This is a genomic window from Mesorhizobium sp. dw_380 (assembly GCF_018588885.1).
In the GTDB taxonomy this organism is placed as follows: domain Bacteria; phylum Pseudomonadota; class Alphaproteobacteria; order Rhizobiales; family Rhizobiaceae; genus Mesorhizobium.
In genome coordinates this window covers 12,509-34,158 of sequence record NZ_JAFFIW010000032.1, presented here as the reverse complement: position 1 = coordinate 34,158, position 21,650 = coordinate 12,509, and the positions used below count along the sequence as shown (strand labels likewise).

Below are 21,650 nucleotides of genomic sequence, written 5' to 3'. Positions count from 1 at the left end.
CCGGGAACCCTTTTCCGGCAGGCGCATCAAACGTGCAGTCAAGCGTCTGTTCGGGGAGATCCGGTCGCGATGAGCAAGCTTGGAATGCCAGCCACGGCGCACGAGGTGGCCGAAAATCCTTCCGGCGACCTGCTGCTCGTGCACCGGGCGCTGGCGCGCGAGGCGGACGCCTTCCGCGTCATCATCAAGAGGTACAACCAGCGGCTCTACCGCATAGCGCGCGGCGTGGTGCGCAATGACGCCGAAGCCGAGGACGTGGTCCAGGAGGCCTATGTTCGCGCCTTCGCCAATCTGGCGGCGTTTCGCGGCGATTCCTCGCTCGCCACATGGCTGTCGCGCATCGTCATCAACGAGGCGCTCGGCCGTTTGCGCAAGAGGCGCCACACTGTGGCGATGCCTGACAATCCGGAAGCGCGGATCATCCCCTTTCCCCTCAATCCCAGCGACGACCCGGAGCGGACGATGGCGCAGCGGCAGATTCTCACACTTGTCGAACGGGCGACCGACAGCCTGCCCGACATTTACCGCATGGTTTTCGTGGCCCGCGTCATCGAGGGGCTGAGCATGGAGGAAACCGCCGATTTGCTCGGCGTCCGGCCGGAAACCGTCAAGACGAGGCTGCACCGGGCGCGTGCGCTGCTGCGCAAGGCGCTGGACGATGAAATCGGCCCGGTGCTGCTCGACGCCTTCCCCTTCGCCGGCCGGCGCTGCGAACGGCTGACCCAGGCGGTGATGGGAAGGCTGGGCCTCGAATGATCCTGTCCAAAATTTCCGGGAACGTTTCTGCCCGCCCCGCATCCAATCAGCGTCAACTGAAAACGCAGGCCCGGCGCCGCCGCGCAGCCGGGCAAAGGAGGATGCCATGTTCACCCGATACACAGCGGCCCTTGCCGCCCTGCTTCTCGTCAGCGCTGCCCCGTTCGCGCAAGCCGCCGACAAGCCGACCGACCCGCAGATCGCCCATATCGCCTATACGGCAGGCGTCCTCGACATCGAGGCAGCCAAGCAAGCGCTCGAGAAATCGAAGACCAAGGAGGTCGTCGACTTCGCCAAGGACATGGAGCGCGACCACGAAGCGGTGAACAAGCAGGCGCTCGATCTGGTCAAGAAGCTCAAGGTGAAGCCTGAGGACAACGCCACCAGCCAGGCGCTGACGAAGGCGGCGAAAGAGGAGCGCGCCAAGCTCGCCAAGCTGCAAGGGGCGGCTTTCGACAAGGCTTACATCGAGAATGAAGTCGCCTATCACAAGCAGGTCAACGGCGCGCTCGAGACCCTGCTCATTCCCTCGGCCAGCAATGCCGAGTTGAAGAGCTTGCTGGAAACCGGCCTGAAGATCTTCCAGGGCCATGAACAGCATGCCGAACATGTCGCCGGCATGCTGAAATGAACGCGATCGCCTTGCATCGCCTGTTATGGCTGGCCGTGCCGGGGCTGGTCCTTGCGACGCTGCCAGCGGCGGCAGCAACCATCCAGGTCACCATCGACAAGCTTGTCTTTTCGCCGGCGACCGTCGAGGCGAAGGTCGGCGACACGATCGAGTGGGTGAACAAGGACGTAATCGCCCACACGGCCACCGTGAAGGGCAGCTGGGAGGTCATGATCCCGCCGAAGAAATCAGCAAGCCTGACATTGAAGGCGGCGGGAGCGGTCGACTATTTCTGCCGTTTCCACCCCAACATGAAAGGCCATCTCGACGTGTCGCCCTGAGGCCTTACGGGTCGACTGCAATGCTACGGCTTTGCGGTCGACCCGTAGTTGGTGCCTCCATTGCCTTCGCCGGTATTCCGGCTGCGAATGGTGCTTGGGATGACGCGGGCCATAACCTTGGCGCAAACGAGTAGTTCTAGCGCTTAGGATTAGCTTGTGTTGCTCCCGCCAGACATCAAGGGCCATGTGGCGGCGATGGCACCCTGGTCCGTGTCCCACGCTGATCGAGTGCCGTTGAGGCTCGTCGGGCCTCATCAGGCCGTGTGATATGGGCCCATGAACCGTCGTAGCTCGGCTTGCGCCGCTCAATCCAGGCATCGAGCCCTTCACGCAGGTCGGTGGTCGGAGCCATGCGGGCGAATTGCTCGGTCTCGATAGCCAAGCCTTCGGCAATGCTCTGATTGAGTCCCCTCGCCACTGCCGTGAGAATGCTGGCGACGGCCGGTCCGGAATGCCGCAGAATACGCTTGGCCAGATCAAGTGCCGCCGGCATCAGCTCGGCATGGGGCACAACCTCGTTGACGAGACCCAGCTCAAGCGCCCGCGGCGGCGGAAACCAGTCGCCCGTCAACAGCAGTTCAAGCGCCCGCTTGCGCCCAGCCAGCCTCGGCAGGCGCTGCGTTCCGCCGAAAGTCGGGGGCATTGCGAGGTTGATCTCCGGCTTGGCGAACAGGGCACGGTCGCTGGCGATGGCGAGCGGCACGGCCTCGGTGATTTCGCAGCCACCGCCAAAAGCGATGCCGTTGACGGCAGCGATGACGGGCTTGCGGAACGCTTCCAGCCTCGCCGTCAGCCGCTGCCCACGCGTGACGAAGTCGCGCATTGCGACATCGGCGCCAAGTGCCACGCTGGCCGAGAATTCATGGATGTCGCCACCCGCCGAAAACGCCCGCTCCCCTGCTCCAGTGAGGATGACAGCCCGGACGCTGCCATCGACTTCAATGTCGTCGAGGATCGCGAGCAGGCGATCGATCAGGGCATAATTCAGTGCATTGAGCTTTTCAGGACGATTGAGGGTGAGGACGGTAACCCCGTCGCTCGTCTCGCTCAGGACAAGATCGGTCATTGCTTTTCCTCTTCAGATACGGCGAGAAAAGGATCATGCTTTCGATTGATTGTATATTCACTAGTCGGTATACATCGACCATGCCTGAAGCTGTCAGCCCGACCCGAAAACGTATCGTCGAAGCCGCGACAAAGCTCTTCTATGCCGAAGGAATCGGCCGTGTCAGCGTCGATGCCATTGCCGAAAAGGCTGGGCTGACCAAGCGGACGCTCTACTATCATTTCAAGAGCAAGGACGACCTGATCGCCGCCTATCTCGATGGACGCGACCAGCCCAATCTGAAGCAGATGGCCGCGTGGTTCGATGAGACGGATGGTGGCGCGGACCGCAAGGTCGAGGCGATCTTCAGCAATCTGGCGCGGGTCGCGCGCCATCCAAAGTGGAAGGGCTGTGGCTTTCTGCGCACGGCCGCGGAACTCGCCTCGATGCCTGGGCACCCAGCGATCAAGGTCGGGTCGCGGCACAAGTCGAATTTCGAGGCATGGCTGGCTGGCGAATTGTCCGGGCTCGACATTGAGGAGCCGCGAGCCCTGGCCCGCGAGATCGTGCTGCTGATAGATGGCTGCTTTTCGATCATGCTGATCCACCGCAATCCCGACTACATCGAAGCAGCCGGCCGGGCCGCCGCAACACTTGTTCGGGCAAGATGCTGGAACAAGGACTGACCGGCTTTGAGCGTGGCTGCCAACCATGATATCGCAACGCCAGGAGGCGGCGATGCGTGTTATTTTCCGATGTGATCCAATGTTGGTCGAACATTTGCCGCGCCCAATGCCGGCGCGAGGCGCTCTGCCGGATTGGCTGCGCGCGATGCCTGCCACCGCATATTCGATGATCCACGGCCGCGACATTCGCACGCTCAAGCACTGCCCGCCGGTGGTCGACGCGATGACCTATGGCTTCATGGTCTTGCTGCCTTGCGATGTCGTTGTCGATAACGGGGCGTTTTCCTGGGATTGGAAGATCCCAGATCCGGTTACCAAAAACCACCCAAGAGCCCCGCTCAGTTTCCACACGCCGGGTCAACTCGCCGGCAGCCCGTTTGCGAAACCAGGCCAGGCCGCCCTCAAATTCAACAGCTTCTGGACCATTGAGGTCGAGGACGGCTGGTCGCTGTTTGCGACGCATCCGGTCAATCGCGAGGATCTGCCCTTCAGGCTGGTGACGGGGCTGGTGGACTGCGACCGGTTCAGCGATGGCGGCATCAATTTCCCGGCGGTCTGGACGGAGCCTGAATTCTCGGGCGTGCTCAGGAGAGGAACTCCTGTCGCGCAATGCTTTGCGGTTCCGCGGGCCGCGCCACAGCTCGAATACGAGGTTTTCGACGAGAAACGGCAAGCCGCCTATGCGCAGACGGTCGCCGATGTCCTGTCAACGCCCGGCGTCTACCGCAAACGGTTTCGCGCCAGACGGGGGCGCTCCACCAGCGAGTGAGCGACGCAGCGCCTCCTCATCGAGCCATAGCCGGCCACTTGGCGCCGACGTAAGTGCCATGGCGATGACGCCAAAGGTGGATGGGCTCAGACCATAGGCCAATGAATAGGCGGCCATGGCCTCGTCGAGATCGCCGGTTTCCTGCAGGACGACACCCAGATTGACGGCAGCCTCCGGTGCGTCCGGGCTCATCTCGAGCACCCGTCGATAGGCCTGTGCGGCGCTGGCGAACTTGCGCATGTCCTGACGCACCAGCCCGAGATCGAACCAGGCGGTTGGATGCCCGCCTCCTGCGACGGCGCGTTCGAGCAATGCTTCCGCCTCCAGAGACGCACCGCGTTCCCACGCGAGACGCCCGAGGCGAGCCGCCGCCTCCTCGGATTTCGGATCCTGTTGCAAGACAATTGTCCAAGACACGCCCGCCGCCGAACTATCGCCGGCCTGATCCAGGGTGCGTGCCCGCTCGATGAGTATTTCCACCTGCGATGAGAGCCTTGCAGCGCGGTCCAATTGCTGCAGCGCCGCTTCAAACCGGCCCTCGGCCCGGGCAATCCTGCATGCCAGGATCAAGGCCGGCACATTGTCTGGGCGAGCGGCAAGACTCGCTTCGATGCGTGCACGAGCCTCGGGCAGGTCTGTCTTCGCGAACAATACAGCCGCCAGAAGATGGCAAAGCGCCGGATCTCCCGGGTGCTGCTTCAGGCCCAATTCACACAGCTCCACCGCCTGGCCGTGATTGCCGGAATTGAACGCGGCCACGGCCCGCCGGATCAAATTGCCGCTATCGCTTGGCCCCGTGCCTATCACTAGATCGAAGCTCCCCGCTAGAACCCAAACGCCAGCCACGCCGTGCCGGCGACGAGCGTTATCAGCGTGAGCGGCAAGCCGACCCTGAAGAAGGCGCCAAAGGACAACGGGTTACCGGTGACCCGCGCATGCTCGGCAACGATCAGGTTGGCGACCGAGCCGAGCAAGGTGAAATTGCCGGCGAGCGTCGAGCTCATCGCCACCACCAGCCAGGCGCGCTGCGGATTCTCCAGGCCGGGTATGAACGGCCGCAGTGCCAGCACAGCCGGAACATTGCTCATGATGTTGGAGAGCACCGCGGTGAACCCGGACAAACGCCAGACATCGCCCAGGCCGAGATCCTTGGCCGAGGCGATTATATCGGGCGTCAGCAGCGTCCTTTCGGCGCCGGCAACCACCACGAACAGACCGGCGAACATGAACAGCAGCGGACCGTCGATCTCGCGGTAGATGCGTTCCGGCTTGATGGCGCGGGTGAGCAGGAGAATGGCACCGCCGATGAGCGCTGCCTTGGCAACGGGAACGCCGGCGAAGAAGGCGATAGCCAGCCCGACGCAGACAACCACCGCCTTCAGCACCTGTCCACGATGCATGCGGCCGCGCGAGACATGCGGCGTCAATTCGGCGGCGCGGGTGAATTCGGCCCGGTAGACGATGCGCACGATGACGATGACCGCGACGAGGCCGAACAGCGCGACCGGCGCCAGCGCCGCCGAAAAGGCCGGATACGAAATGCCCGACAGCGCGCCGATGACCATGTTCTGCGGATTGCCGGTGATGGTGGCGACACTGCCGCAGTTCGACGCGGTGGCGGTGGCGATCAGATACGGGACCGGATTGCGTTTGATGACGCGGGTGACGTGGACAACGATCGGCGCCATGACCAGGCAGATGGCGTCATTGACCAGGAAGGCCGAGAGCACGCCGGTCAAAAGCGTTACCATCACCAGCAGCATGAACGGCGCATGGGCATGCTCGATGGCGATGGCGCCCAGGCCGCGGAAGGCGCCCGACACTTTCAGGTGCGCCACCACGATCATCATGCCGAGCAGCAGTGTGATGGTGTCGAAATTGATGGCCCGGTAGGCATCCTCCATGCTGATCGCGCCAATGGCGATCATCGCGGCGCCGCCAAGCAGCGCGATACCCGCGCGGTCGAGACGCAGGCCAGGGATGCGGCCAATTGCGACGCCGGCATAGGTGAGAACCAGGATCAGCAGTGCCGCGGCGCCCATCAATGTCATCGGTAGGAAGTCTCGCTTGATCTGTTGGCGTGCCAACGATGTCCGGAAGGCCAGATGGCGTGGTGCCGCTAACGCCGGTAGAAATCAAGCCGCTGCCGCAATGCCTGCGGCGAAAACAGCTGCTCGACGGTCTGCCGCGCCTGATGGCCCACCCTCGCCCGCAGCGCCGGGTCGGCTTTGAGTTCGGCCAGGATCCGCGCCGCCTGCTCAGTCGTTTCGAACAGAAAACCGTTTTCACCATGCCTGATATGGTCGGCATAGCCGCCATGCGCATGGCACACGACGGGCAAACCGCAGGCCATCGCCTCGAACACCACGCGGCCGAACGTCTCCACATGCGAGCCGGTGCGATAATAGAACACGTCCAATGTCGGCAGGAACTGTTCGGCGGCAAATTGGCCCTGCGGCAGGAGTTCGAGCAGCGGATGCTGCGCGAGCTTCTCCTTGAGCGTCGCCCCGCCCTGGATTCGCACCGCAACGCCATCGGCCAGCAATGCCTCATAGAGCGCCACATCGTCGGCGTTGTGTTTGTCCGCCGTATCGCGGCTCAGGCGGCCCACAGTGAACGGACCGTCCGGCCTTGCCGGCCGCGGTGAGAACCGGTCGATATCGATCGGCGATGGGTGCACGACGCCTTCAACCCGCAGCAGGCGCTTCTGAAAGTCGGAGATCAGCACCAATTCGGCGTCGGGCCAGCCCAGCAGGCGCGGCATGCCGGTCGTCAGCGCGATGATCTTCGGGTGGAAGGTGTTGAAGACATAGATCAGCCGTCGCGGCCTGGGGATCAGGTAAGGCCACATTTTGTTGCGCCAATGCGCGCCGAGGAAGACATAGGTGCCGCCATCGGGCACGTCGCGCGTCATTGGCGAGACGCCGCGAACCGGAAAGTGCCGCATCAGCTCGTCCGACACGCGCGACGAGGTTGCCCACAAACGCACCGCCGCATCGGCGCTCAACAGCCGATAGAGGTCCAGGGTTTCGCGTTCACTGCCGCCAAACGGGTTCTGAAAACCGTTGAACAAATGGATCATGACCGCTGCGCTTACCTGGCCTTGCCTGAGGGCCGTCCCACCATTCGCCGGTACCGATAAGGGTTGGGCTCTACCGGCAGCCCGGGCAATCGTAGAGGGGAGCAGGAACGTCTCCTGCGATGCCCCATACATCACTTGCCCGGAGGAAGCACACCGGCAAGAAAGCGTCAAGGAAGCGCTCTTCGTCAGTCCTCCACCTGCTGCAGGGCTTTGGTCAATGCACGGTGGCGGCGCTGGGCGGAACCGCCAGGGAGGCTTCCGCCGGATCGAAGCTGACCTGATCGCGTCCGTTCGATTTGGCGGCATAGAGCCGTCTGTCGGCGGCCGAGAATATCGCCTCATAGGTGGTCGGGCCGCTGAAGCTGGTGCCTCCGATGCTGACGGAAAGCGGACAGGAGCGGCCGCCGGGCGAAAAGTCCATCTCGCGAATTCGCCGGCGGATGCCTTCGGCAACCAGCCAGGATTGCGAGGGATCGACACCGGGAAGAAACACGCCAAACTCCTCGCCGCCGATGCGGCCGACGATATCACTGCCGCGCAATTGACCCTTGATGGCCTGCGCGATCAGTTTGAGCGCCTGGTCGCCGCAATCGTGACCGAGGCGGTCATTGATCGACTTGAAGTGGTCGGCGTCGATGATCAGCAACGCGCCGGAACGGGCCTGCTCCTGTTTGCGGGTCTGCTCGAGATAGGCCTCGACCAGCATCGAGAAGGCGCCACGGTTCAGCACCGCCGTCAGACTGTCGGTCGCGGCGACGACGCTGAGATCGCGCTGGGCTATGGCCAACTGGCGGATCTTCCACATGAGAAAAAACAGAAACGACCCACCCAGTGCCAGGGGAAGCAGCAGGTCGGTCAGTTGCGCGCGCCAGACAGCCTCCGGCGAAAGATAGGGGAAATTGAACGAATCGACGAAAAACGCCACCGCAATGAAGAACGCCGTACCGGCGGCGGTGACGGCAATCACCCTGCCCCAGCTGGTCGGCGACAGGTCGAGCTTCATCCCATTCCACTCCGTTAGCCGCCCCTACTATGACGTGCCAACGCAAACAAAATGATAAGACTTTCCTTTCAATTCGAGATCGGATGAGCGGGAGCCGGAGCACGCTTACCTCAACAGGCGGCCATGCTCCGGCGATGGAAGCGCATTCACCGAATTTCGCGCGGATGCGGGAAAAATCCTGAACGTCAGCGGTTGGCTGACTGCCCACCCGTCTCGACAACGAAGGATGCCGCGATCAGGTCGTCGGCATCCAGTCGTAGCGAACCGTCGCCTGCCCCCATGATGGCGGCGACCTTGTGAAATGTCTTCATCTCATGTTCGGAAATTTCGGCATCCTGCATTCTGGCCTTGAGTTCGGCGATACGCCGCCCCAAAGCGGGGGACGTTCCAATTTCACGTTTCGACATGGCCTGCTTCTCCTCCCCCAACCCGCACCTGTTTTGCCCCACCCGATTCGCCGGTCCGCACATTGCCGCTTTATGAGGCACCGCGAATACAAGGCCCCGAACGCGCGGTGTGCGCTAAGGTTCCAGGCCCGGAAGATCACGAAATAATTCCGGGATCGCCGCGCGGACGGGCATTAAGCTCCTGCACCCGCTTGCATTGCACAGAGTTGCGGCACTGACCCTCACGCGGGAAAGGATTCGGTGACCCAGATCAGGCCACGCAGCTTAAATTGTTGAAATTACTGGCGATCCCGACAGGATTCGAACCTGTGACCATCGGCTTAGAAGGCCGGTGCTCTATCCAGCTGAGCTACGGGACCGCTGGCCGGCCAAAGGGCCGGCTGGATACTTGCGCTGGCTTCAATGTGTCCAGGGCGTCCTGCGGTCATAGCGGAAATTCTCCGCATAGGAAATCTGGCGGCGCTTGGTCTCTTTGGGTTCCTCGACACGGAAGGCAAGCCCTTCCTTTTCGGCGTAGGCCACGGCCTCTTCCCGCGTGTCGAAGGTGAGCCTGATCTGGCTCCTCATGTCTCCCGAGGTGGTATAGCCCATCAGCGGATCGATCTTCTTGCGCATCTCGGGGTCGAATTCCAGCACCCAGTAGCCGGTCTTGGCCTTGCCGGACTGCATCGCGGTTTTGGCTGGGCTGAAAATGCGCGCGGACATGGCCACCTCATTGTTGTGCAAGGCAGCATCGCTGCCCTTTGCCCGTCATTACTGCGCAATGCGCATGGCGGCAAGGTTTTTGCACTTGCCATCTAACACCGAAATGAATAGGCAACAGACCGTTCGGAGTGTAGCGCAGGCTGGTAGCGCATCTGGTTTGGGACCAGAGGGTCGGGAGTTCGAATCTCTCCACTCCGACCATCCCCTTTTTTTACATGCAATCTCGTTAGCCATCGGTGCCGTCGAATGCTGACCCCCGCGACGCTTGCAGTCGTGGGCCTTTCCGCGACAGTTTCCTGTGCGAGTCTAAATTATGACAGGGGGGCTTTATGAAATGGCAGCAAATGACAGACCGGTGATCACCCGGAAAGGCCAGGAGAGCAACAAGACCAGCCAGTCCGGCGGCATGGCTCTGGTGACCGGGGTCGGGCCGCAACACACTTCGGCGACCAAGTTTTGGTTCGGCAAGGCCAGCAATGCGCCAGGCTTCAGATCGCTGCCGCATCACCATGGCGAGGCCGAGACCGGCGCCTATCTGCTGTCGGGCAACGCCCGCATCTATTTCGGCGAGAACTATCGGGAGTTCGTCGAACTCTCGGCTGGCGACTTCATGTTCGTGCCGCCGTTCCTGCCGCATCTCGAAGCCAATATGAGCACGACGGAAGAATTGTGGTGGCTGGCCTGCCGCACCCCTGAAAACATCGTGATCAATCTACCCGACGTCGACGACGCGCAACTCGCCGGCTACCGCCGCGCCTGAGCGCCAGGGAACGCAGACAGATGCGCAGACCTCGGCCCTAAAGCACGCCTTCTATGTCTGTCCTGGAAAAATCGGCCCCGACATAGAGCAGACGGCAGGCGTGTTCCTTCGCCACCTCATAGGAGAAACAATCGCCGAAATTGAGTGCGGCCGGGTGGATGCCCTTACTCCATTTCAAATAAGCCTCGGCGATGCGCCGGGCCGACGCCGGCGTCACCGCCACCCCTCGAAACCAAGTCCGTCGATCAGGCTGGAAAGCTCGGCAGCGATACCACGATGGGCCGCGACGATCATCGCCTCGGCGACGGTGCCGGCCGAAATCAGGAGGTCGTTCTCGGCTTCGAGCGCGGCCATGCACGCGTCGGCTTGCGCTTCATCAAGGATGATCGCCATCAGCGCCGATGTGTCGACCGCGATCTTTCGGGCATGCCGCTATCGCCATAGAGGAAATCCTGGCTACGGGCCGCAGACGGCCCGGTTTTCGCCTTGGCGGCACCCGCTGCGCACGCCGCTTCCAGGAGCGCCCGACGGTCTGTCTTGTCAGGCACCGCCTTGATGGGAACCAGCCGCACCGCCGCATGGCCGTGGCGGGTCAGAATGACCTCGTCGCCCGCCTCTGCGCGGCGCACCAGTTCAGTCAACTGCCCCTTGGCATCGGTGACGGATACTTGCATCGGTTGCTCCTCATGGACCGTTCTCTGGTCCATATCAGAAATTAGACCATCGAATGGTCGGTTTCAGCAGCCAAAGGCGAGAGCTCGATGCATTTGAAGGCAAGCTCGCCGGGCGAGAACCCCAACCACCTCATTCCCGGCGAGCCTACAACCTGATCAGGAACCCGATCAGGACCGGGGTCAGCCGGCAAGCTCGTGCAGCAAGACCGGTGCCAGTTGCTTTTTCCCGAAATGGGACACGCCCCTTGGCAGGCCGGCTGAACATAGGCCCTCTAAATCTCGAACTCGCCCTGTCCCTCATCCATGGCGTTGACCGCTTCGGCGGCAAGCGCCCGCGTGATCGGCATCTTGCGCTCGAGCGCGGTGCGATCCAGCCGCTCCACCACGCGCATCGCCGTCGCAAGCGAGCGTTCGATGCGCCGCACCAGATACTGCACGACATGCGGCTCGACCTCGACCTGGCGGTCGGCGAACAATTTGGTGATGACACCGGCAAGCAGGAGATCGTCGGGCTCATGGATCTCGACGGTCGCGGCCGCCTTCAGCCGCGAAGCGAGATCGGGCAATGCGACGCCCCAGGCCGCGGGAAAGCTGCGCGCGGTCAGAAGCAGCGTTGAGCCGGCGCCACGCACCGCATTGATCAGATGGAACAGGCCTTGTTCGTCGACTGCGCCGGCATCGACATCGTCGATCAGCGCCGGCCGGGCGCCGAGACTGGCGATGCTGTCCCCCATGCGCCCGGCGTCGACAGCCATCGCGTTGGCGCGCGCACGCCAGATCGAAGCCAGGTGCGTCTTTCCGGAACCGGCGGGGCCTGCCAGCACGACTACCGGCGAGGGCCAATCTGGCCAGCGGTCGACCAATGCCGCCGCCTGGCTGTTGGTGCCGGAGACGACGAGCTCGTCGCGCGAATAGCCTGTGCCGTGGCCGAGATCGAGCGGCAATTGGCGCGGCGGATCTGTTCGCTGGGCGGTCACTTCAGCGACGCGGTTGCGTGCGGTGGCCACCGCCGCGATCGGCCGGCCGCGGCGGCAAGGGCTCTGTCGCGTGGCCCTTGTAGAGCGGCGATTCGAGATAACGGGCTATGGCAAAGCGCACCAGCACGGCGACGGCCGCCGAAGCCGGCACGGCAATCAGCAGGCCGACGAAACCGAACAGCGCGCCGAAGGCGAACAGCGAAAACATCAGCCACACCGGGTGCAGGCCGACGCTTTTGCCGACCAGCCTGGGCTGCAGGATGTTGCCTTCGATGAACTGACCGATGAAGAAGACCACGGCGACGGCGAGGATCATGGTCCAGTCTGGCCAGAACTGGACGAAGGCGACGCCGACTGCCAGCACCAGCCCGGTCAGCGAACCGACATAGGGGATGAAGGAGATCAGCCCGGCGAACAGGCCGATCAGGATGCCGAAATTCAGCCCGGTCAGCGTCAGGCCGGTTGCATAGATGGCGCCCAGCACCAGGCAGAGCGTGCCCTGCCCGCGCACGAAGCCGGCGGTGGCGGTGTTGATGTCGCGCGCAATGGCGCGCACCGTCGTGACGTTGTCGCGCGGCACCCAGCTGTCGATCACCGTCACCATGCGGTCCCAGTCGAGCAGCATGTAGAAGGCGACGACCGGCGTCACCACGAACAGGCTGATCACCGAAACCAGCGCCACGCCCGAACTCCAGATCGAGGTGAAGACCGTGGTGAGCAGGCCGAAGCCCGAGGTCAGCAGTGAATTCAGCCCGTCGCGCAAACCATTGGCATTGACGCCGAATTTCTGCTCCAGCCATTTCGGATCGAAGGATGTGATCAGGCTCTGCAGCCGGGTCAGGTACTCCGGCAGTTTGCCGGCGAAATCGGCCATCTGGGTGGCCAGCACCGGAATGAGGATGACGAAGGCCAGCACCAGCACGATCAGGAAGGTGATGAGGATGACCACGGTCGCCATGAAACGCGACAGGCCGAGCCGCTGCAGCCGGTCAGCGACGGGATCGAGGAAATAGGCGAGCACCATCCCGGCGACGAAAGGCAGCAGGATGGCGCTGAAGACATAGAGGAACAGCGCAAGCACCGCCAATCCGGCCAGCCAGAAGAAGATCTGCCGGCGGAACGCCAGAGACGCAGTTTCGCCCGCCGCCGCAGCCTCAGCGGCCGCTTCGATGGATCCTTGGTCAGGTGCCCGGTTTGGAGCTTTCGCCATAGCCGCTCATATGCCTCAGCCAAGCCACGAGATAGGCCGCGGCCGAAGCCACGGTCAAGACCCCGGACAGCAATATGAGGGCCGGCCGCAGCGGGTCGAGGTTCAGGGCAAAGGCGAGTTCCCCAAGCACCACCGCCGCCAGCACGATCTGTATGGCAGTATTGGCCTTCGACACCAGAAACGGCTTGATCTCGACCGGATGAGCCATCACCGTGGACAACAGGACCGCGCAGACGATCAGCGCATCGCGCGACACCATGATGACGACCAGCCATAGCGGCAGTTCGCCTGCAAAGCCGAGGACAACGAACACCGAAACCAGCAGCAGCTTGTCGGCCACCGGATCGAGATAGGCGCCGAACCTGGACTGCTTGTTGAAACGGCGTGCCATGAAACCATCGACGCCATCCGAGACGCCGGCAATGACGAACCCGGCAAAAGCCCACTCCCAGCGGGCCTGCAGCATGCCCAGCACAACGACAGGCACCGGGACAAGGCGCAGGATGGTGATCAGGTTTGGGATGGTCAACCCATTGGCCCGCCGTCTTCGTTTCGAGATAGATGAGGGAGATGGGGGACCGGGGCAAGGGCGACGTAGCGCGTGGCAACAGCCAGTCTGGTGTGAGATGCCCGGCTATCCACGCTTTTGTCGGCCAAATGGCGCGGGGTTTCGCCGTTATCCTTGCGGACCGAAACCGTTCATGCGAAGAGCCCGCAAACGAGCAGGAAAATTGCGATGAGCAAGCGCGAAACAAGCCAGCCCAAAACGGGCCAGCCCAAAACGAGCAAGCGCAGGAACGGGCTCACCTATGCCGAGGCCGGTGTCGATATCGATGCCGGCAATCTCATGGTCGAGAAGATCAAGCCGCTGGTGCGGGCCACGCGCCGGCCGGGTGCGGATGGCGAGATCGGCGGTTTCGGCGGCCTGTTCGACCTCAAGGCTGCCGGCTTCAGCGATCCGGTGCTGGTCGCCGCCAATGACGGTGTCGGCACCAAGCTCAAGATCGCCATCGATGCCGGCAAGCACGACACGATCGGCATCGACCTGGTCGCGATGTGCGTCAACGACATCGTCGTGCAAGGTGCCGAACCGCTGTTCTTCCTCGACTATTTCGCCACGGGCAAGCTCGATCCCGACCAGGGTGCGGCGATCGTCGGCGGCATTGCGCAAGGCTGCCGTCAGGCCGGCTGCGCGCTGATCGGCGGCGAGACGGCGGAAATGCCGGGCATGTATCACGGCAAGGACTATGACCTCGCCGGCTTTGCGGTGGGTGCCGCCGAACGCGGCCAGCTTTTGCCGACCGACGACATCGTCGAAGGCGACGTGCTTTTGGGCCTCGCTTCTTCCGGCCTCCACTCCAATGGCTTTTCCCTGGTGCGCCGCATCGTTGCCACCAGCGGTCTTGCCTGGAGCGATCCGGCGCCGTTCAATGACGAGGCGACGCTCGCCGAGGCGCTGCTCGAACCGACCCGCATCTACGTCAAGTCGATCCTCAAGGCCATCCGCAACACGCATGGCATCAAGGCGCTGGCCCACATCACCGGCGGCGGCTTCCCGGAAAACATTCCGCGCGTGCTGCCCAAGGATTTCTCGGCCGAGCTCGACCTTGAGGCTATCGATGTCCCCGCGGTGTTCTCGTGGCTGGCCAAGACCGGCGGCGTGGCGCCGGAAGAGATGATGCGCACCTTCAATTGCGGCATCGGCATGATCCTGGCGGTCGCTTCCGGCCAGGCGGCGCAGGTTGCCGCCGTTCTGCAGGAAGCCGGCGAGACTGTAACGCCGATCGGCCGCATCGTGCCGCGGCGCGATGCCGGCGTCATCTATCGGGGCTCGATCGGCCTATGAGCACGCAGAGAAAACGCACGGTCGTCCTGATTTCGGGGCGCGGCTCCAACATGACCGCGCTGATCGCGGCGGCCAGCGACCCAGCCTTTCCGGCGGAGATCGTCGGCGTCATTTCGGACAAGGCGGACGCCGCCGGCCTCGGCATCGCCAAAGCGCGCGGCATCGCCACGCAGGTCGTTTCTCGTGCAGACCATGGCAGCAAGCAGGCGCATGACGCGGCGATCGACGCGGCGCTCATGGCCTTCAATGCCGAGATCGTGGCACTGGCCGGCTATATGCGCATCCTCACCCCCGGCTTGGTCCAGAAATGGCAGGGCCGCATGATCAACATCCACCCTGCCCTGCTGCCGGCATTCAAGGGCCTCGACACCCATGCGCGCGCGCTTGCCGCCGGCCTGCGCATTCACGGCTGCACCGTGCATTTCGTCACCTCCGAGATGGATGACGGCCCGATCATCGCCCAGGCGGCCGTGCCGGTGATGGTCGGCGACAATGCGGATACGCTTGCTGCCCGGGTGCTGAAAGCCGAGCATCGGCTCTATGCGCTGGCATTGGGTCTGGTCGCCGAAGGCAAGGCACGCATGGAGGCCGGCCGCACCGTGCTTGCCCACTTTGCCGACGATGCCGACAACGGCACCTCGGTGGTGATGGCGCCCGATCCGCTGCGCGAGGAAGCCGACCTCGAGCATCTGGCGCGGATTACGCCGTAAGAGGCCTGGATCGGGACGATGACGGCATGGCACTTGGCTCGGAAGCGCTAAATAAGACTCAGGGCCGGGCCGACGCCGAATGGCTGCGCAGAGCTTGGCTGGAGGGATTAGAAAGCGGCCCATTCGTTCCCTTCGACATCGAACTGATCAGGCAAAGGGCCCGCGCTCGTCTGACCAGTTCCCGTGGTTCTTGATCAATGCCGATGAGACAGCTGCTTCTTCTGCGCCATGCCAAATCGAGTTGGGACGATTCTGGTCTCGATGATTTCGACAGGCCGCTCGCAGAGCGCGGATTGAAGGCGGCCCGATCGGTGGGGCGGGAGCTTGCGGCGCGCGACTGGCTGCCGGATCAGGCGCTGGTGTCGCCGGCGCTGCGCACCCGCGACACCTGGCGGCTGGTGGCGGCGGAACTGCCGGCGCATCGCCGGGTCGTGTTTGTCGATGCGCTCTATGAGGCTTCGGCGGCGGATATTCTAAGCCAGATCCGTCAAGCCGACCCGGCAAGCGTGTGCTTGATCGTGGTCGGCCATAATCCGGGCCTGGAAGATCTGGCGAAGCAGCTTGCCGGTTCAGGCTCGGAGGCCAAAGCGCGCAAGAGGCTCGAGGAAAAATTCCCGACGGCCGCCCTTGCGCGCTTCGTATTCGAGGGCGAGTGGTCGGCCCTGTCGTCCGCAAAGCTGACGCATTGTCTGCGTCCGAAGGATCTGAGCTAGAAATCCAATGCCGGGCGTGCGGCAGGCCAGTCCGCCGCGCCCGAGACGTCAGTTGCCCCAGATGCCCTGGCCGGGTTCCGGCCAGTCGGTGGCGGTGTTCATCCTAGTGTCGGCTGCCTTGTGCCCGGCCATATACGTATTCTCGACCGCGCCGGTGACGGCATGATCCACGCCGGCAACCGAAGCAACCGGCTGATTGGCATTGTCGGAGCCATAATGGTCGCTGCCGGCAAAGGCGCCGCCGGTCGCAAGGAGGATAGCAGCGGCAGCGAGAGCAAGTCTGTTCATTTCAATCTCCTGTTTCATCCGTTAGGCGGCGTCTTGGGAGGACGGTTCCGCTAAGGACAAGACCCGAGGCAGTCCGGTTTTATTCCTGGAAGCGGAAGTTTTTTCTGCCGGGTGCTAAGACCGGCCGCTCAAACCGATGCCGGCTAGCGCCTGTCCCTGTTGCGCAAAAAACAAGAGCGGCGGGCCAGGCCCACCGCTCTTTGTCGTCATGCAAGGTTTGAAGCTGTTAGCGGCCCCAGATGCCCTGACCCGACTCGGCAGGCACCTTGGCATTGGCGTCGGCCTGCGCCTTGTCGGTCTTCAGGATCGAGCCGGTGTGCAAGGTGTCGACGTTGGAAGTCGACTGGGTGACAACCGGCTGGTTGACATTGTTGGAGCCGTAATTGTCGCTGCCGGCAAAAGCAGTGCCCGTGGCAACGAGAATGGCGGCAGCGGTGAGAGCGATCTTGGTCATATTAAGTACTCCTGAGTTTAGGATTGGGTTGGTATCGGCAGTCGCGATTAGCGGCCGAAGAGGTTGCGGTCAGCGCCCTGCGGAGCCTGGACGGACGCAGCGGTCGACTTCGAGGTCGAAGCGGTGACCGAATTGTCGACGGCGGCGGCGGGCTGGTTGACGTTGGCCGAGCCATAATTGTCGCTGCCGGCAAAAGCAGTGCCCGTGGCAACGAGGATGGCCGCGGCGGTAAGAGCGATCTTGGTCATTTTCTTTACTCCAGTATTTCTTCTGTCCTGTCCGTCTAGTGGCGTGCCCTTGGGAGGAATTTCGCGTCGCTCGGACCACCCCGAGGTAGGGAGTGCCTTTTGGGATTTCCAGTTGCGGCGATTTTGCAGAACTTCATTATATTATAGACAATGAATGTTGCGGTGCAGCAAAATTGTGGCTTATTATTCAATGATTTCAGTCATTTAAGCTTTCGCCTTCTGGGAAACCGAAGCGTTTTTGGGGGCCATTGTTCACCGTATGCGATACAATCTGTCAATCAGAACCGAACCGTTCGGTTCGATTTATAGATGAGAATAGGCCGAAATGAGCCTGCAGAGGTCTGCTGCCTTGCGTGGCAAACACCGCATTTGGCTTGCGTTCAGATCGATACTGTCGCTCATTCAACAGAGATCGCCGCGGCCCATCAGCCAAGGCGATCCGCTGGAACGCCGCAGGTGGGATCTGGACTGCCATAGATATGCGACTGCTGCTTGTTGAGGACAATCGCGAACTGGCCGACTGGTTGGGCAAGACCCTGCGTCAGGCGAGCTATGTCGTCGACATTGTCCATGACGGTGAGGATGTCGAGCACGCGCTGGCGGCTGGCGACCACGCGCTCGTCATCCTTGATCTTGCGCTGCCTCGCATGGGCGGCCTCGAAGTGCTGCGCATGCTGCGGGCGCGCGGCAACCGGGTGCCGGTGATCGTGCTGACCGCCAATGCCAGCCTCGACGGCCGGGTCAAGGGCCTCAATGAAGGTGCCGACGACTATCTGGCCAAACCATTCCAGATCGAGGAACTCGAGGCGCGCATCCGGGTGCAGCTGCGCCGCGCCAATGACAGGACCGCGCCTGTCGTTGCCTGCGGCGACCTCATCTTCGACACCAACACCCGGCTGTTCTCACTTGCCGGCGAAACACTGGCGCTGACACCGCGCGAACATGCGGTGCTGGAGCAATTGATGGTCAAGGCCGGGCGCACGGTGAGCAAGGCGGCGCTGTCGGCGGCGATCTACGATTTCGAGACCGATGCCGACCCCAGCGCCATCGAGATCTATGTGCACCGTGTGCGCAAGAAGCTTGAAGGGTCGCGGGTCCAAATCGCCACCTTGCGCGGTCTCGGCTATCTGTTGCGCCACGACGATTTGGCGCCATGACGATCTGGCGCCATGAGGATTAACAGTCTTCGCCTGCAGCTTCTGGCCTGGGTGGTGTTGCCTCTCGCCGGGCTTGCGACCATCAATCTATGGACCAGCCATGGCAATGCGCTGGCAACCGCCGATCTGGTCACCGACCGCATGCTGGTCGGATCGGCGCGGGCCATTGCCGAGCAGGTCGCCATGGTCGACGGAGTGCTCGATGCCACGGTGCCTCCGGCGGCGATCGAGATGTTCGACACCGGCGACCGCGACAGCGTCTATTATCGCGTCGAGACCGCAGGCGGGCGGCTGCTGACCGGATACCCCGATCTGCCCAAAGCGCCGCAGCATGCCAGTGTCGAAGCCCCCTATCGCGATCATCGGCTGCGGGTCCAGACCCTCGGCCATGCGGTGATCGGCGCCGGCGCCGATTCACCGATAACAGTCACCGTGGGCGTTACCCTTGCCGGCCATGACGCGATGGTCAAACGGCTGTGGTTCAGCGCCTTTGCCCAGCAGCTGGCATTGGTGGCGATTGCCGGCGTGTTTGTGCTGCTCGGCCTGCGTCGGGGTCTTGCGCCGTTGATCCGGCTGCGCGATGCGGTGCGTTCGCCAAGCCGTAGTGACCTCGATCCGGTCGAGGTTCCAGGCGCGCAAAGTGAAATCCGGCCGCTGATCGATGCCCTCAACGCCTATATGGATCGGGTGCGGGCGCAGATGGCGGCGCAGCGCCGCTTCATCGCCAACGCCGCGCACCAATTGCGAACGCCACTGGCGTTGCTGTCGACACAGGCGAGCTACGCGCTTCGCGAAACTATCCCCGATGCGCGCCAGGAAGCGCTGGTGGCGCTGCAGGCAAGCTCCGGCAAACTGGCGCGGCTGGCGGAACAACTCTTGACCTTGTCGCGGGCCGAGCCCGGCAGCCGCCGGCCGCGCGCCGATCGCATCGATCTCACCGAAGCGGCCCGGCAGGTGCTCGAAACGCATGCTCCGAACGCGATCGCCCGCAAGATCGACCTCGGCCTCGACGAGAACGGCCCCGTGCCGGTCGTCGGCGACGGCACCATGCTGCGCGAGATGATCGTCAACCTCGTCGACAACGCGCTACGTTACTCCCAGGCAGGCGGCAGCGTCACGGTGAGACTGGCGGCCATCGACGGTGAAGCCGTGCTGACGGTCGCCGACGACGGGCCCGGCATACCGGTGGACGAGCGAGACCACGTGTTCGAGCGCTTCTACCGCATCGCCGGTTCGGCCGAGGAAGGCAGCGGGCTGGGGCTCGCCATCGTGCGCGAGGTCGTCGAAAACGCCGGCGGCCGCGTCACCCTCAGGGATGGCGCGGCCGGCGGTCTGACGGTCGAAGTGCGGCTGCCCTTGGCCTGATCGCAGCAAGCCGGATCGGAAATTGATCAGGTCCCCTGCTCATTGAACGGCGCCGGTCGCCATTTGACGACATAGTTCTCGAAGCGGGTGATGATGAACTCCACCACCAGCGCCATGACAGCCAGGATGATCATCGCGGCGAACACGCCGTTGGCGTTGAAGGCGCCTTGCGCGGTCGAGATCAGCAGGCCCATGCCCTGCTTGGCGCCGAGGAACTCACCGACCACGGCGCCAACCAGGGCAAAGCCGAAACTGACATGTAGGCTGGCGAGGATCCAGCTCATCGCCGAGGGGATGATGACGGTGCGGGTGATCTGGAACGGCGAAGCGCCGAGGATCTGGGCGTTGGCGATCATCGCCCTGTCGGCCTCGCGCACGCCCTGGAAGGCGTTGGCGAAGACGACGAAGAACACCATCACCACGGCCAGCGCCACTTTCGAGGCCATTCCGAGGCCGAGCGCGATGATGAATACAGAACCGAGCACGACGCGCGGCACCGAATTGGCGATCTTGATGTAAATGGAAAACACATCCGCCAAGAGCCGGTTGCGGCCAAGGACAATGCCGGCGGCGATGCCGCCCAGGGCGCCGATCATGAAGCCAAGGAAGGTTTCCTCAAGCGTCACATACATTTGCAGCCAGAGCGGCCCCTGCGAGGTGCCCTCGGTGATCCACGACCAGATTTGTTCCCAGATGCCGGAGGGGCTGGCAAAGAAGAACGGATCGATAATGTTGTAGTCGGCCCCGAGTTCCCACAGGCCGAGGAAGGCAACGAGGATGGCCAGGCGCAGGCCGATAACCAGCGCATGACGCCGGCGCAGCCTCGCCCTTGCCCGGGCTTCGGCAGCGGCAATCGAAGCATCGCGAGCGGCGGCCTGGGACATGGTCGGAGAAATGGCGGTCATGGCGGTGTCTCCTCTCAGAGCAATTCCAGGAAAAAGTGCCACGGGGTTTTCCGTCCGGAATTGCGAAACAAAAATCTAATGGCCCGTCTGCAGGCCACGGCTCTGGCCGAGCTGCACTTCCTCGCGCAGATCGTTCCAGATCACCTTGGCGATCTCGATGAATTTCGGGTCGTAACGGATGTCGGCCATGACACGCGGGCGCGGCAGGTCGATGCGATAGACGCTCTTGACCGTGCCCGGCCCAGCGGTGAGCACATAGACCTTGTCGGCCAGCGCCACCGCTTCCTCCAGGTCGTGGGTGACGAAGACGACCGAGGATTTCTGCTCCGACCACAGGTCGAGCAACTCGTCCTGCATGACTGTTCGCGTCTGCATGTCGAGCGCACTGAACGGCTCGTCCATCAGCAGGATCTTGGGCTGGTTGATGAAGGTTTGCGCCAGCGCGACGCGCTTGCGCATGCCGCCCGAAAGCTGGTGCGGATAATGTTTTTCGAAGCGGCCGAGCCCGACGCGGCCGATCCAGTCGCGTGCCCGCTCATAGGCCTCCGCCTTCGGCGTGCCGCGATAGAGCGGACCTGCGGCGACATTGTCGATGACGCTGCGCCACGGAAACAGCGCATCGGCCTGAAAGACGAAGCCGATGTCGCGGCTAATATCCGTGACCGGGTTGCCCATGACGCGGACATTGCCGGTCGTCGGACGCAATAGGCCAGTGACCAGGTTGAGCGTCGTCGACTTGCCGCAGCCGGTCGGCCCGACGACGCAAGCGAACTCGCCGCGCGCCACCGTCATGGTGAAGTCGCGGATCGCCGTCATCATGTGGCCGTCGGGCGTGACGAAGCGCAGGGTCACGTCGTCGATGGCAATCGCGGCATCGGCTTGTGGGGCGGCCTGAGACAACTTCTCGGCCGCCATGGGTTGCACTTGCATGGCGCACTC

The 21,650-nt window shown here is 63.1% G+C and carries 27 protein-coding genes, 2 tRNA genes and 1 pseudogene; 12 read left to right on the top strand and 18 right to left on the bottom strand.

Annotated elements, in window-relative coordinates:
• The first annotated feature begins 69 nt into the window (after positions 1–69).
• The 3 genes from JT360_RS24710 (at position 70) to JT360_RS24700 (ending at position 1,707) form a co-directional block, all read left to right on the top strand.
• Entirely contained in the window at positions 70–756 is a 687-nt protein-coding gene (locus JT360_RS24710; RefSeq protein ID WP_214474834.1) for an RNA polymerase sigma factor, read from the top strand.
• Positions 757–862: 106 nt separating this feature from the next.
• On the top strand, positions 863–1,387 hold the full coding sequence (locus JT360_RS24705) for a DUF4142 domain-containing protein (RefSeq protein WP_214474833.1): 525 nt from the start codon (positions 863–865) through the stop codon (positions 1,385–1,387).
• Positions 1,384–1,707 (top strand): cupredoxin domain-containing protein, encoded by a 324-nt coding sequence (locus JT360_RS24700; RefSeq protein ID WP_214474831.1) that lies wholly within the window; start codon positions 1,384–1,386, stop codon positions 1,705–1,707. The genes JT360_RS24705 and JT360_RS24700 overlap by 4 nt, the downstream gene beginning before the upstream one ends.
• A 175-nt stretch (positions 1,708–1,882) precedes the next feature.
• Here JT360_RS24700 and JT360_RS24695 read toward each other — a convergent pair whose 3' ends face one another.
• Positions 1,883–2,773, bottom strand: coding sequence for a crotonase/enoyl-CoA hydratase family protein (locus JT360_RS24695; RefSeq protein WP_214474829.1), 891 nt, complete (start codon positions 2,771–2,773; stop codon positions 1,883–1,885).
• Between the two features lie 80 nt (positions 2,774–2,853).
• Between JT360_RS24695 and JT360_RS24690 the strand changes: the two genes are divergently transcribed.
• Both JT360_RS24690 and JT360_RS24685 read left to right on the top strand, forming a co-directional pair.
• Positions 2,854–3,438: a TetR/AcrR family transcriptional regulator gene (locus tag JT360_RS24690; protein ID WP_214474827.1), complete on the top strand. Its 585-nt coding sequence runs from the start codon at positions 2,854–2,856 to the stop codon at positions 3,436–3,438.
• 52 nt (positions 3,439–3,490) lie between these two features.
• Positions 3,491–4,207: a hypothetical protein gene (locus tag JT360_RS24685; protein WP_214474826.1), complete on the top strand. Its 717-nt coding sequence runs from the start codon at positions 3,491–3,493 to the stop codon at positions 4,205–4,207.
• Here the strand turns inward: JT360_RS24685 and JT360_RS24680 are convergent.
• The 7 genes from JT360_RS24680 to JT360_RS24650 form a co-directional block, all read right to left on the bottom strand.
• Positions 4,145–4,966: a tetratricopeptide repeat protein gene (locus tag JT360_RS24680; RefSeq protein ID WP_352128295.1), complete on the bottom strand. Its 822-nt coding sequence runs from the start codon at positions 4,964–4,966 to the stop codon at positions 4,145–4,147. The genes JT360_RS24685 and JT360_RS24680 overlap by 63 nt on opposite strands.
• Positions 4,967–5,031: 65 nt before the next feature.
• Entirely contained in the window at positions 5,032–6,258 is a 1,227-nt protein-coding gene (locus JT360_RS24675) for an anion transporter (RefSeq protein WP_214474822.1), read from the bottom strand.
• A 68-nt stretch (positions 6,259–6,326) separates the two neighbouring features.
• Positions 6,327–7,289: a glycosyltransferase family 4 protein gene (locus JT360_RS24670; protein WP_214474820.1), complete on the bottom strand. Its 963-nt coding sequence runs from the start codon at positions 7,287–7,289 to the stop codon at positions 6,327–6,329.
• Between the two features lie 214 nt (positions 7,290–7,503).
• Positions 7,504–8,292 (bottom strand): GGDEF domain-containing protein, encoded by a 789-nt coding sequence (locus tag JT360_RS24665; RefSeq protein ID WP_214474818.1) that lies wholly within the window; start codon positions 8,290–8,292, stop codon positions 7,504–7,506.
• A gap of 185 nt (positions 8,293–8,477) precedes the next feature.
• Entirely contained in the window at positions 8,478–8,699 is a 222-nt protein-coding gene (locus JT360_RS24660) for a hypothetical protein (protein WP_214474816.1), read from the bottom strand.
• Positions 8,700–8,981: 282 nt separating this feature from the next.
• Positions 8,982–9,058 (bottom strand) — tRNA-Arg (locus tag JT360_RS24655).
• Between the two features lie 40 nt (positions 9,059–9,098).
• On the bottom strand, positions 9,099–9,404 hold the full coding sequence (locus JT360_RS24650; RefSeq protein ID WP_145720501.1) for an ETC complex I subunit: 306 nt from the start codon (positions 9,402–9,404) through the stop codon (positions 9,099–9,101).
• Positions 9,405–9,528: 124 nt separating this feature from the next.
• Here JT360_RS24650 and JT360_RS24645 point away from each other — a divergent pair.
• Together JT360_RS24645 and JT360_RS24640 are read left to right on the top strand one after the other, a co-directional pair.
• Positions 9,529–9,605: transfer RNA gene (locus JT360_RS24645), tRNA-Pro, on the top strand.
• A 133-nt stretch (positions 9,606–9,738) separates the two neighbouring features.
• Positions 9,739–10,164, top strand: coding sequence for a cupin domain-containing protein (locus JT360_RS24640; RefSeq protein ID WP_214474814.1), 426 nt, complete (start codon positions 9,739–9,741; stop codon positions 10,162–10,164).
• A gap of 37 nt (positions 10,165–10,201) precedes the next feature.
• On the opposite strand, the pseudogene JT360_RS24635 reads toward JT360_RS24640, so the two are convergent.
• From JT360_RS24635 to JT360_RS24615, 5 genes and pseudogenes are all read right to left on the bottom strand, one after another.
• Positions 10,202–10,557 (bottom strand): annotated as a pseudogene (locus tag JT360_RS24635) (type II toxin-antitoxin system VapC family toxin).
• A complete protein-coding gene (locus JT360_RS24630) occupies positions 10,557–10,838 on the bottom strand; it encodes a type II toxin-antitoxin system Phd/YefM family antitoxin (RefSeq protein WP_214474813.1) in 282 nt (93 codons plus the stop codon). Before JT360_RS24630 ends, JT360_RS24635 begins: the two are co-directional and overlap by 1 nt.
• Before the next feature lie 272 nt (positions 10,839–11,110).
• Entirely contained in the window at positions 11,111–11,815 is a 705-nt protein-coding gene (gene hdaA, locus JT360_RS24625; protein ID WP_214474888.1) for a DnaA regulatory inactivator HdaA, read from the bottom strand.
• A gap of 1 nt (position 11,816) precedes the next feature.
• Positions 11,817–13,025, bottom strand: coding sequence for an AI-2E family transporter (locus JT360_RS24620; protein WP_214474812.1), 1,209 nt, complete (start codon positions 13,023–13,025; stop codon positions 11,817–11,819).
• Positions 12,997–13,554, bottom strand: coding sequence for a CDP-alcohol phosphatidyltransferase family protein (locus JT360_RS24615; protein ID WP_214474811.1), 558 nt, complete (start codon positions 13,552–13,554; stop codon positions 12,997–12,999). Before JT360_RS24615 ends, JT360_RS24620 begins: the two co-directional genes overlap by 29 nt.
• A gap of 207 nt (positions 13,555–13,761) precedes the next feature.
• On the opposite strand from JT360_RS24615, the gene purM reads away from it, so the two are divergent.
• The 3 genes from purM to JT360_RS24600 all read left to right on the top strand — a co-directional run bounded on the left by purM (position 13,762) and on the right by JT360_RS24600 (position 16,294).
• Complete coding sequence (gene purM, locus JT360_RS24610; RefSeq protein ID WP_214474810.1) at positions 13,762–14,871, top strand: phosphoribosylformylglycinamidine cyclo-ligase; 1,110 nt, start codon at positions 13,762–13,764, stop codon at positions 14,869–14,871.
• Positions 14,868–15,581: a phosphoribosylglycinamide formyltransferase gene (purN, locus tag JT360_RS24605; protein ID WP_214474809.1), complete on the top strand. Its 714-nt coding sequence runs from the start codon at positions 14,868–14,870 to the stop codon at positions 15,579–15,581. Before purM ends, purN begins: the two co-directional genes overlap by 4 nt.
• Before the next feature lie 203 nt (positions 15,582–15,784).
• Positions 15,785–16,294 carry a SixA phosphatase family protein gene (locus tag JT360_RS24600; RefSeq protein ID WP_214474808.1) on the top strand — a complete coding sequence of 170 codons (510 nt, stop codon included), beginning with the start codon at positions 15,785–15,787 and terminating at the stop codon, positions 16,292–16,294.
• A gap of 48 nt (positions 16,295–16,342) precedes the next feature.
• Here the strand turns inward: JT360_RS24600 and JT360_RS24595 are convergent, their stop codons facing one another.
• The 3 genes from JT360_RS24595 to JT360_RS24585 all read right to left on the bottom strand — a co-directional run bounded on the left by JT360_RS24595 (position 16,343) and on the right by JT360_RS24585 (position 17,284).
• Positions 16,343–16,582 carry a DUF680 domain-containing protein gene (locus JT360_RS24595; protein ID WP_214474807.1) on the bottom strand — a complete coding sequence of 80 codons (240 nt, stop codon included), beginning with the start codon at positions 16,580–16,582 and terminating at the stop codon, positions 16,343–16,345.
• A 226-nt stretch (positions 16,583–16,808) separates the two neighbouring features.
• On the bottom strand, positions 16,809–17,036 hold the full coding sequence (locus tag JT360_RS24590; RefSeq protein ID WP_214474805.1) for a DUF680 domain-containing protein: 228 nt from the start codon (positions 17,034–17,036) through the stop codon (positions 16,809–16,811).
• A 47-nt stretch (positions 17,037–17,083) separates the two neighbouring features.
• Positions 17,084–17,284 (bottom strand): DUF680 domain-containing protein, encoded by a 201-nt coding sequence (locus JT360_RS24585; protein ID WP_214474803.1) that lies wholly within the window; start codon positions 17,282–17,284, stop codon positions 17,084–17,086.
• Between the two features lie 479 nt (positions 17,285–17,763).
• Here JT360_RS24585 and JT360_RS24580 point away from each other — a divergent pair, with 479 nt between their 5' ends.
• Both JT360_RS24580 and JT360_RS24575 read left to right on the top strand, forming a co-directional pair.
• Positions 17,764–18,441, top strand: a complete 678-nt coding sequence (locus tag JT360_RS24580; protein WP_214474800.1) for a response regulator — start codon at positions 17,764–17,766, stop codon at positions 18,439–18,441.
• A gap of 12 nt (positions 18,442–18,453) precedes the next feature.
• On the top strand, positions 18,454–19,806 hold the full coding sequence (locus tag JT360_RS24575) for a sensor histidine kinase (protein WP_214474798.1): 1,353 nt from the start codon (positions 18,454–18,456) through the stop codon (positions 19,804–19,806).
• Between the two features lie 26 nt (positions 19,807–19,832).
• Here JT360_RS24575 and JT360_RS24570 read toward each other — a convergent pair whose 3' ends face one another.
• Both JT360_RS24570 and JT360_RS24565 read right to left on the bottom strand, forming a co-directional pair.
• Positions 19,833–20,711 (bottom strand): ABC transporter permease, encoded by an 879-nt coding sequence (locus JT360_RS24570; RefSeq protein ID WP_214474796.1) that lies wholly within the window; start codon positions 20,709–20,711, stop codon positions 19,833–19,835.
• Positions 20,712–20,786: 75 nt separating this feature from the next.
• Positions 20,787–21,641: an ABC transporter ATP-binding protein gene (locus tag JT360_RS24565; RefSeq protein WP_214474794.1), complete on the bottom strand. Its 855-nt coding sequence runs from the start codon at positions 21,639–21,641 to the stop codon at positions 20,787–20,789.
• Between the last annotated feature and the right edge of the window lie 9 nt (positions 21,642–21,650).

Excerpts from the sequence above, each read along its gene's own strand:
- JT360_RS24700 (WP_214474831.1), top strand. The coding sequence starts at position 1,384 with ATGAACGCGATCGCCTTGCATCGCCTGTTATGGCTGGCCGTGCCGGGG.
- JT360_RS24650 (WP_145720501.1), bottom strand. The coding sequence starts at position 9,404 with ATGTCCGCGCGCATTTTCAGCCCAGCCAAAACCGCGATGCAGTCCGGC.
- JT360_RS24580 (WP_214474800.1), top strand. The coding sequence starts at position 17,764 with ATGCGACTGCTGCTTGTTGAGGACAATCGCGAACTGGCCGACTGGTTG.
- JT360_RS24705 (WP_214474833.1), top strand. The coding sequence starts at position 863 with ATGTTCACCCGATACACAGCGGCCCTTGCCGCCCTGCTTCTCGTCAGC.
- JT360_RS24660 (WP_214474816.1), bottom strand. The coding sequence starts at position 8,699 with ATGTCGAAACGTGAAATTGGAACGTCCCCCGCTTTGGGGCGGCGTATC.
- JT360_RS24620 (WP_214474812.1), bottom strand. The coding sequence starts at position 13,025 with ATGGCGAAAGCTCCAAACCGGGCACCTGACCAAGGATCCATCGAAGCG.
- JT360_RS24590 (WP_214474805.1), bottom strand. The coding sequence starts at position 17,036 with ATGACCAAGATCGCTCTCACCGCTGCCGCCATTCTCGTTGCCACGGGC.
- JT360_RS24665 (WP_214474818.1), bottom strand. The coding sequence starts at position 8,292 with ATGAAGCTCGACCTGTCGCCGACCAGCTGGGGCAGGGTGATTGCCGTC.
- JT360_RS24570 (WP_214474796.1), bottom strand. The coding sequence starts at position 20,711 with ATGACCGCCATTTCTCCGACCATGTCCCAGGCCGCCGCTCGCGATGCT.
- purM (WP_214474810.1), top strand. The coding sequence starts at position 13,762 with ATGAGCAAGCGCGAAACAAGCCAGCCCAAAACGGGCCAGCCCAAAACG.
- JT360_RS24690 (WP_214474827.1), top strand. The coding sequence starts at position 2,854 with ATGCCTGAAGCTGTCAGCCCGACCCGAAAACGTATCGTCGAAGCCGCG.
- JT360_RS24695 (WP_214474829.1), bottom strand. The coding sequence starts at position 2,773 with ATGACCGATCTTGTCCTGAGCGAGACGAGCGACGGGGTTACCGTCCTC.
- JT360_RS24595 (WP_214474807.1), bottom strand. The coding sequence starts at position 16,582 with ATGAACAGACTTGCTCTCGCTGCCGCTGCTATCCTCCTTGCGACCGGC.
- JT360_RS24630 (WP_214474813.1), bottom strand. The coding sequence starts at position 10,838 with ATGCAAGTATCCGTCACCGATGCCAAGGGGCAGTTGACTGAACTGGTG.
- JT360_RS24675 (WP_214474822.1), bottom strand. The coding sequence starts at position 6,258 with ATGACATTGATGGGCGCCGCGGCACTGCTGATCCTGGTTCTCACCTAT.
- JT360_RS24710 (WP_214474834.1), top strand. The coding sequence starts at position 70 with ATGAGCAAGCTTGGAATGCCAGCCACGGCGCACGAGGTGGCCGAAAAT.
- JT360_RS24640 (WP_214474814.1), top strand. The coding sequence starts at position 9,739 with ATGGCAGCAAATGACAGACCGGTGATCACCCGGAAAGGCCAGGAGAGC.
- JT360_RS24600 (WP_214474808.1), top strand. The coding sequence starts at position 15,785 with ATGAGACAGCTGCTTCTTCTGCGCCATGCCAAATCGAGTTGGGACGAT.
- JT360_RS24565 (WP_214474794.1), bottom strand. The coding sequence starts at position 21,641 with ATGCAAGTGCAACCCATGGCGGCCGAGAAGTTGTCTCAGGCCGCCCCA.
- JT360_RS24585 (WP_214474803.1), bottom strand. The coding sequence starts at position 17,284 with ATGACCAAGATCGCTCTTACCGCCGCGGCCATCCTCGTTGCCACGGGC.
- JT360_RS24685 (WP_214474826.1), top strand. The coding sequence starts at position 3,491 with ATGCGTGTTATTTTCCGATGTGATCCAATGTTGGTCGAACATTTGCCG.
- JT360_RS24575 (WP_214474798.1), top strand. The coding sequence starts at position 18,454 with ATGAGGATTAACAGTCTTCGCCTGCAGCTTCTGGCCTGGGTGGTGTTG.
- purN (WP_214474809.1), top strand. The coding sequence starts at position 14,868 with ATGAGCACGCAGAGAAAACGCACGGTCGTCCTGATTTCGGGGCGCGGC.
- JT360_RS24670 (WP_214474820.1), bottom strand. The coding sequence starts at position 7,289 with ATGATCCATTTGTTCAACGGTTTTCAGAACCCGTTTGGCGGCAGTGAA.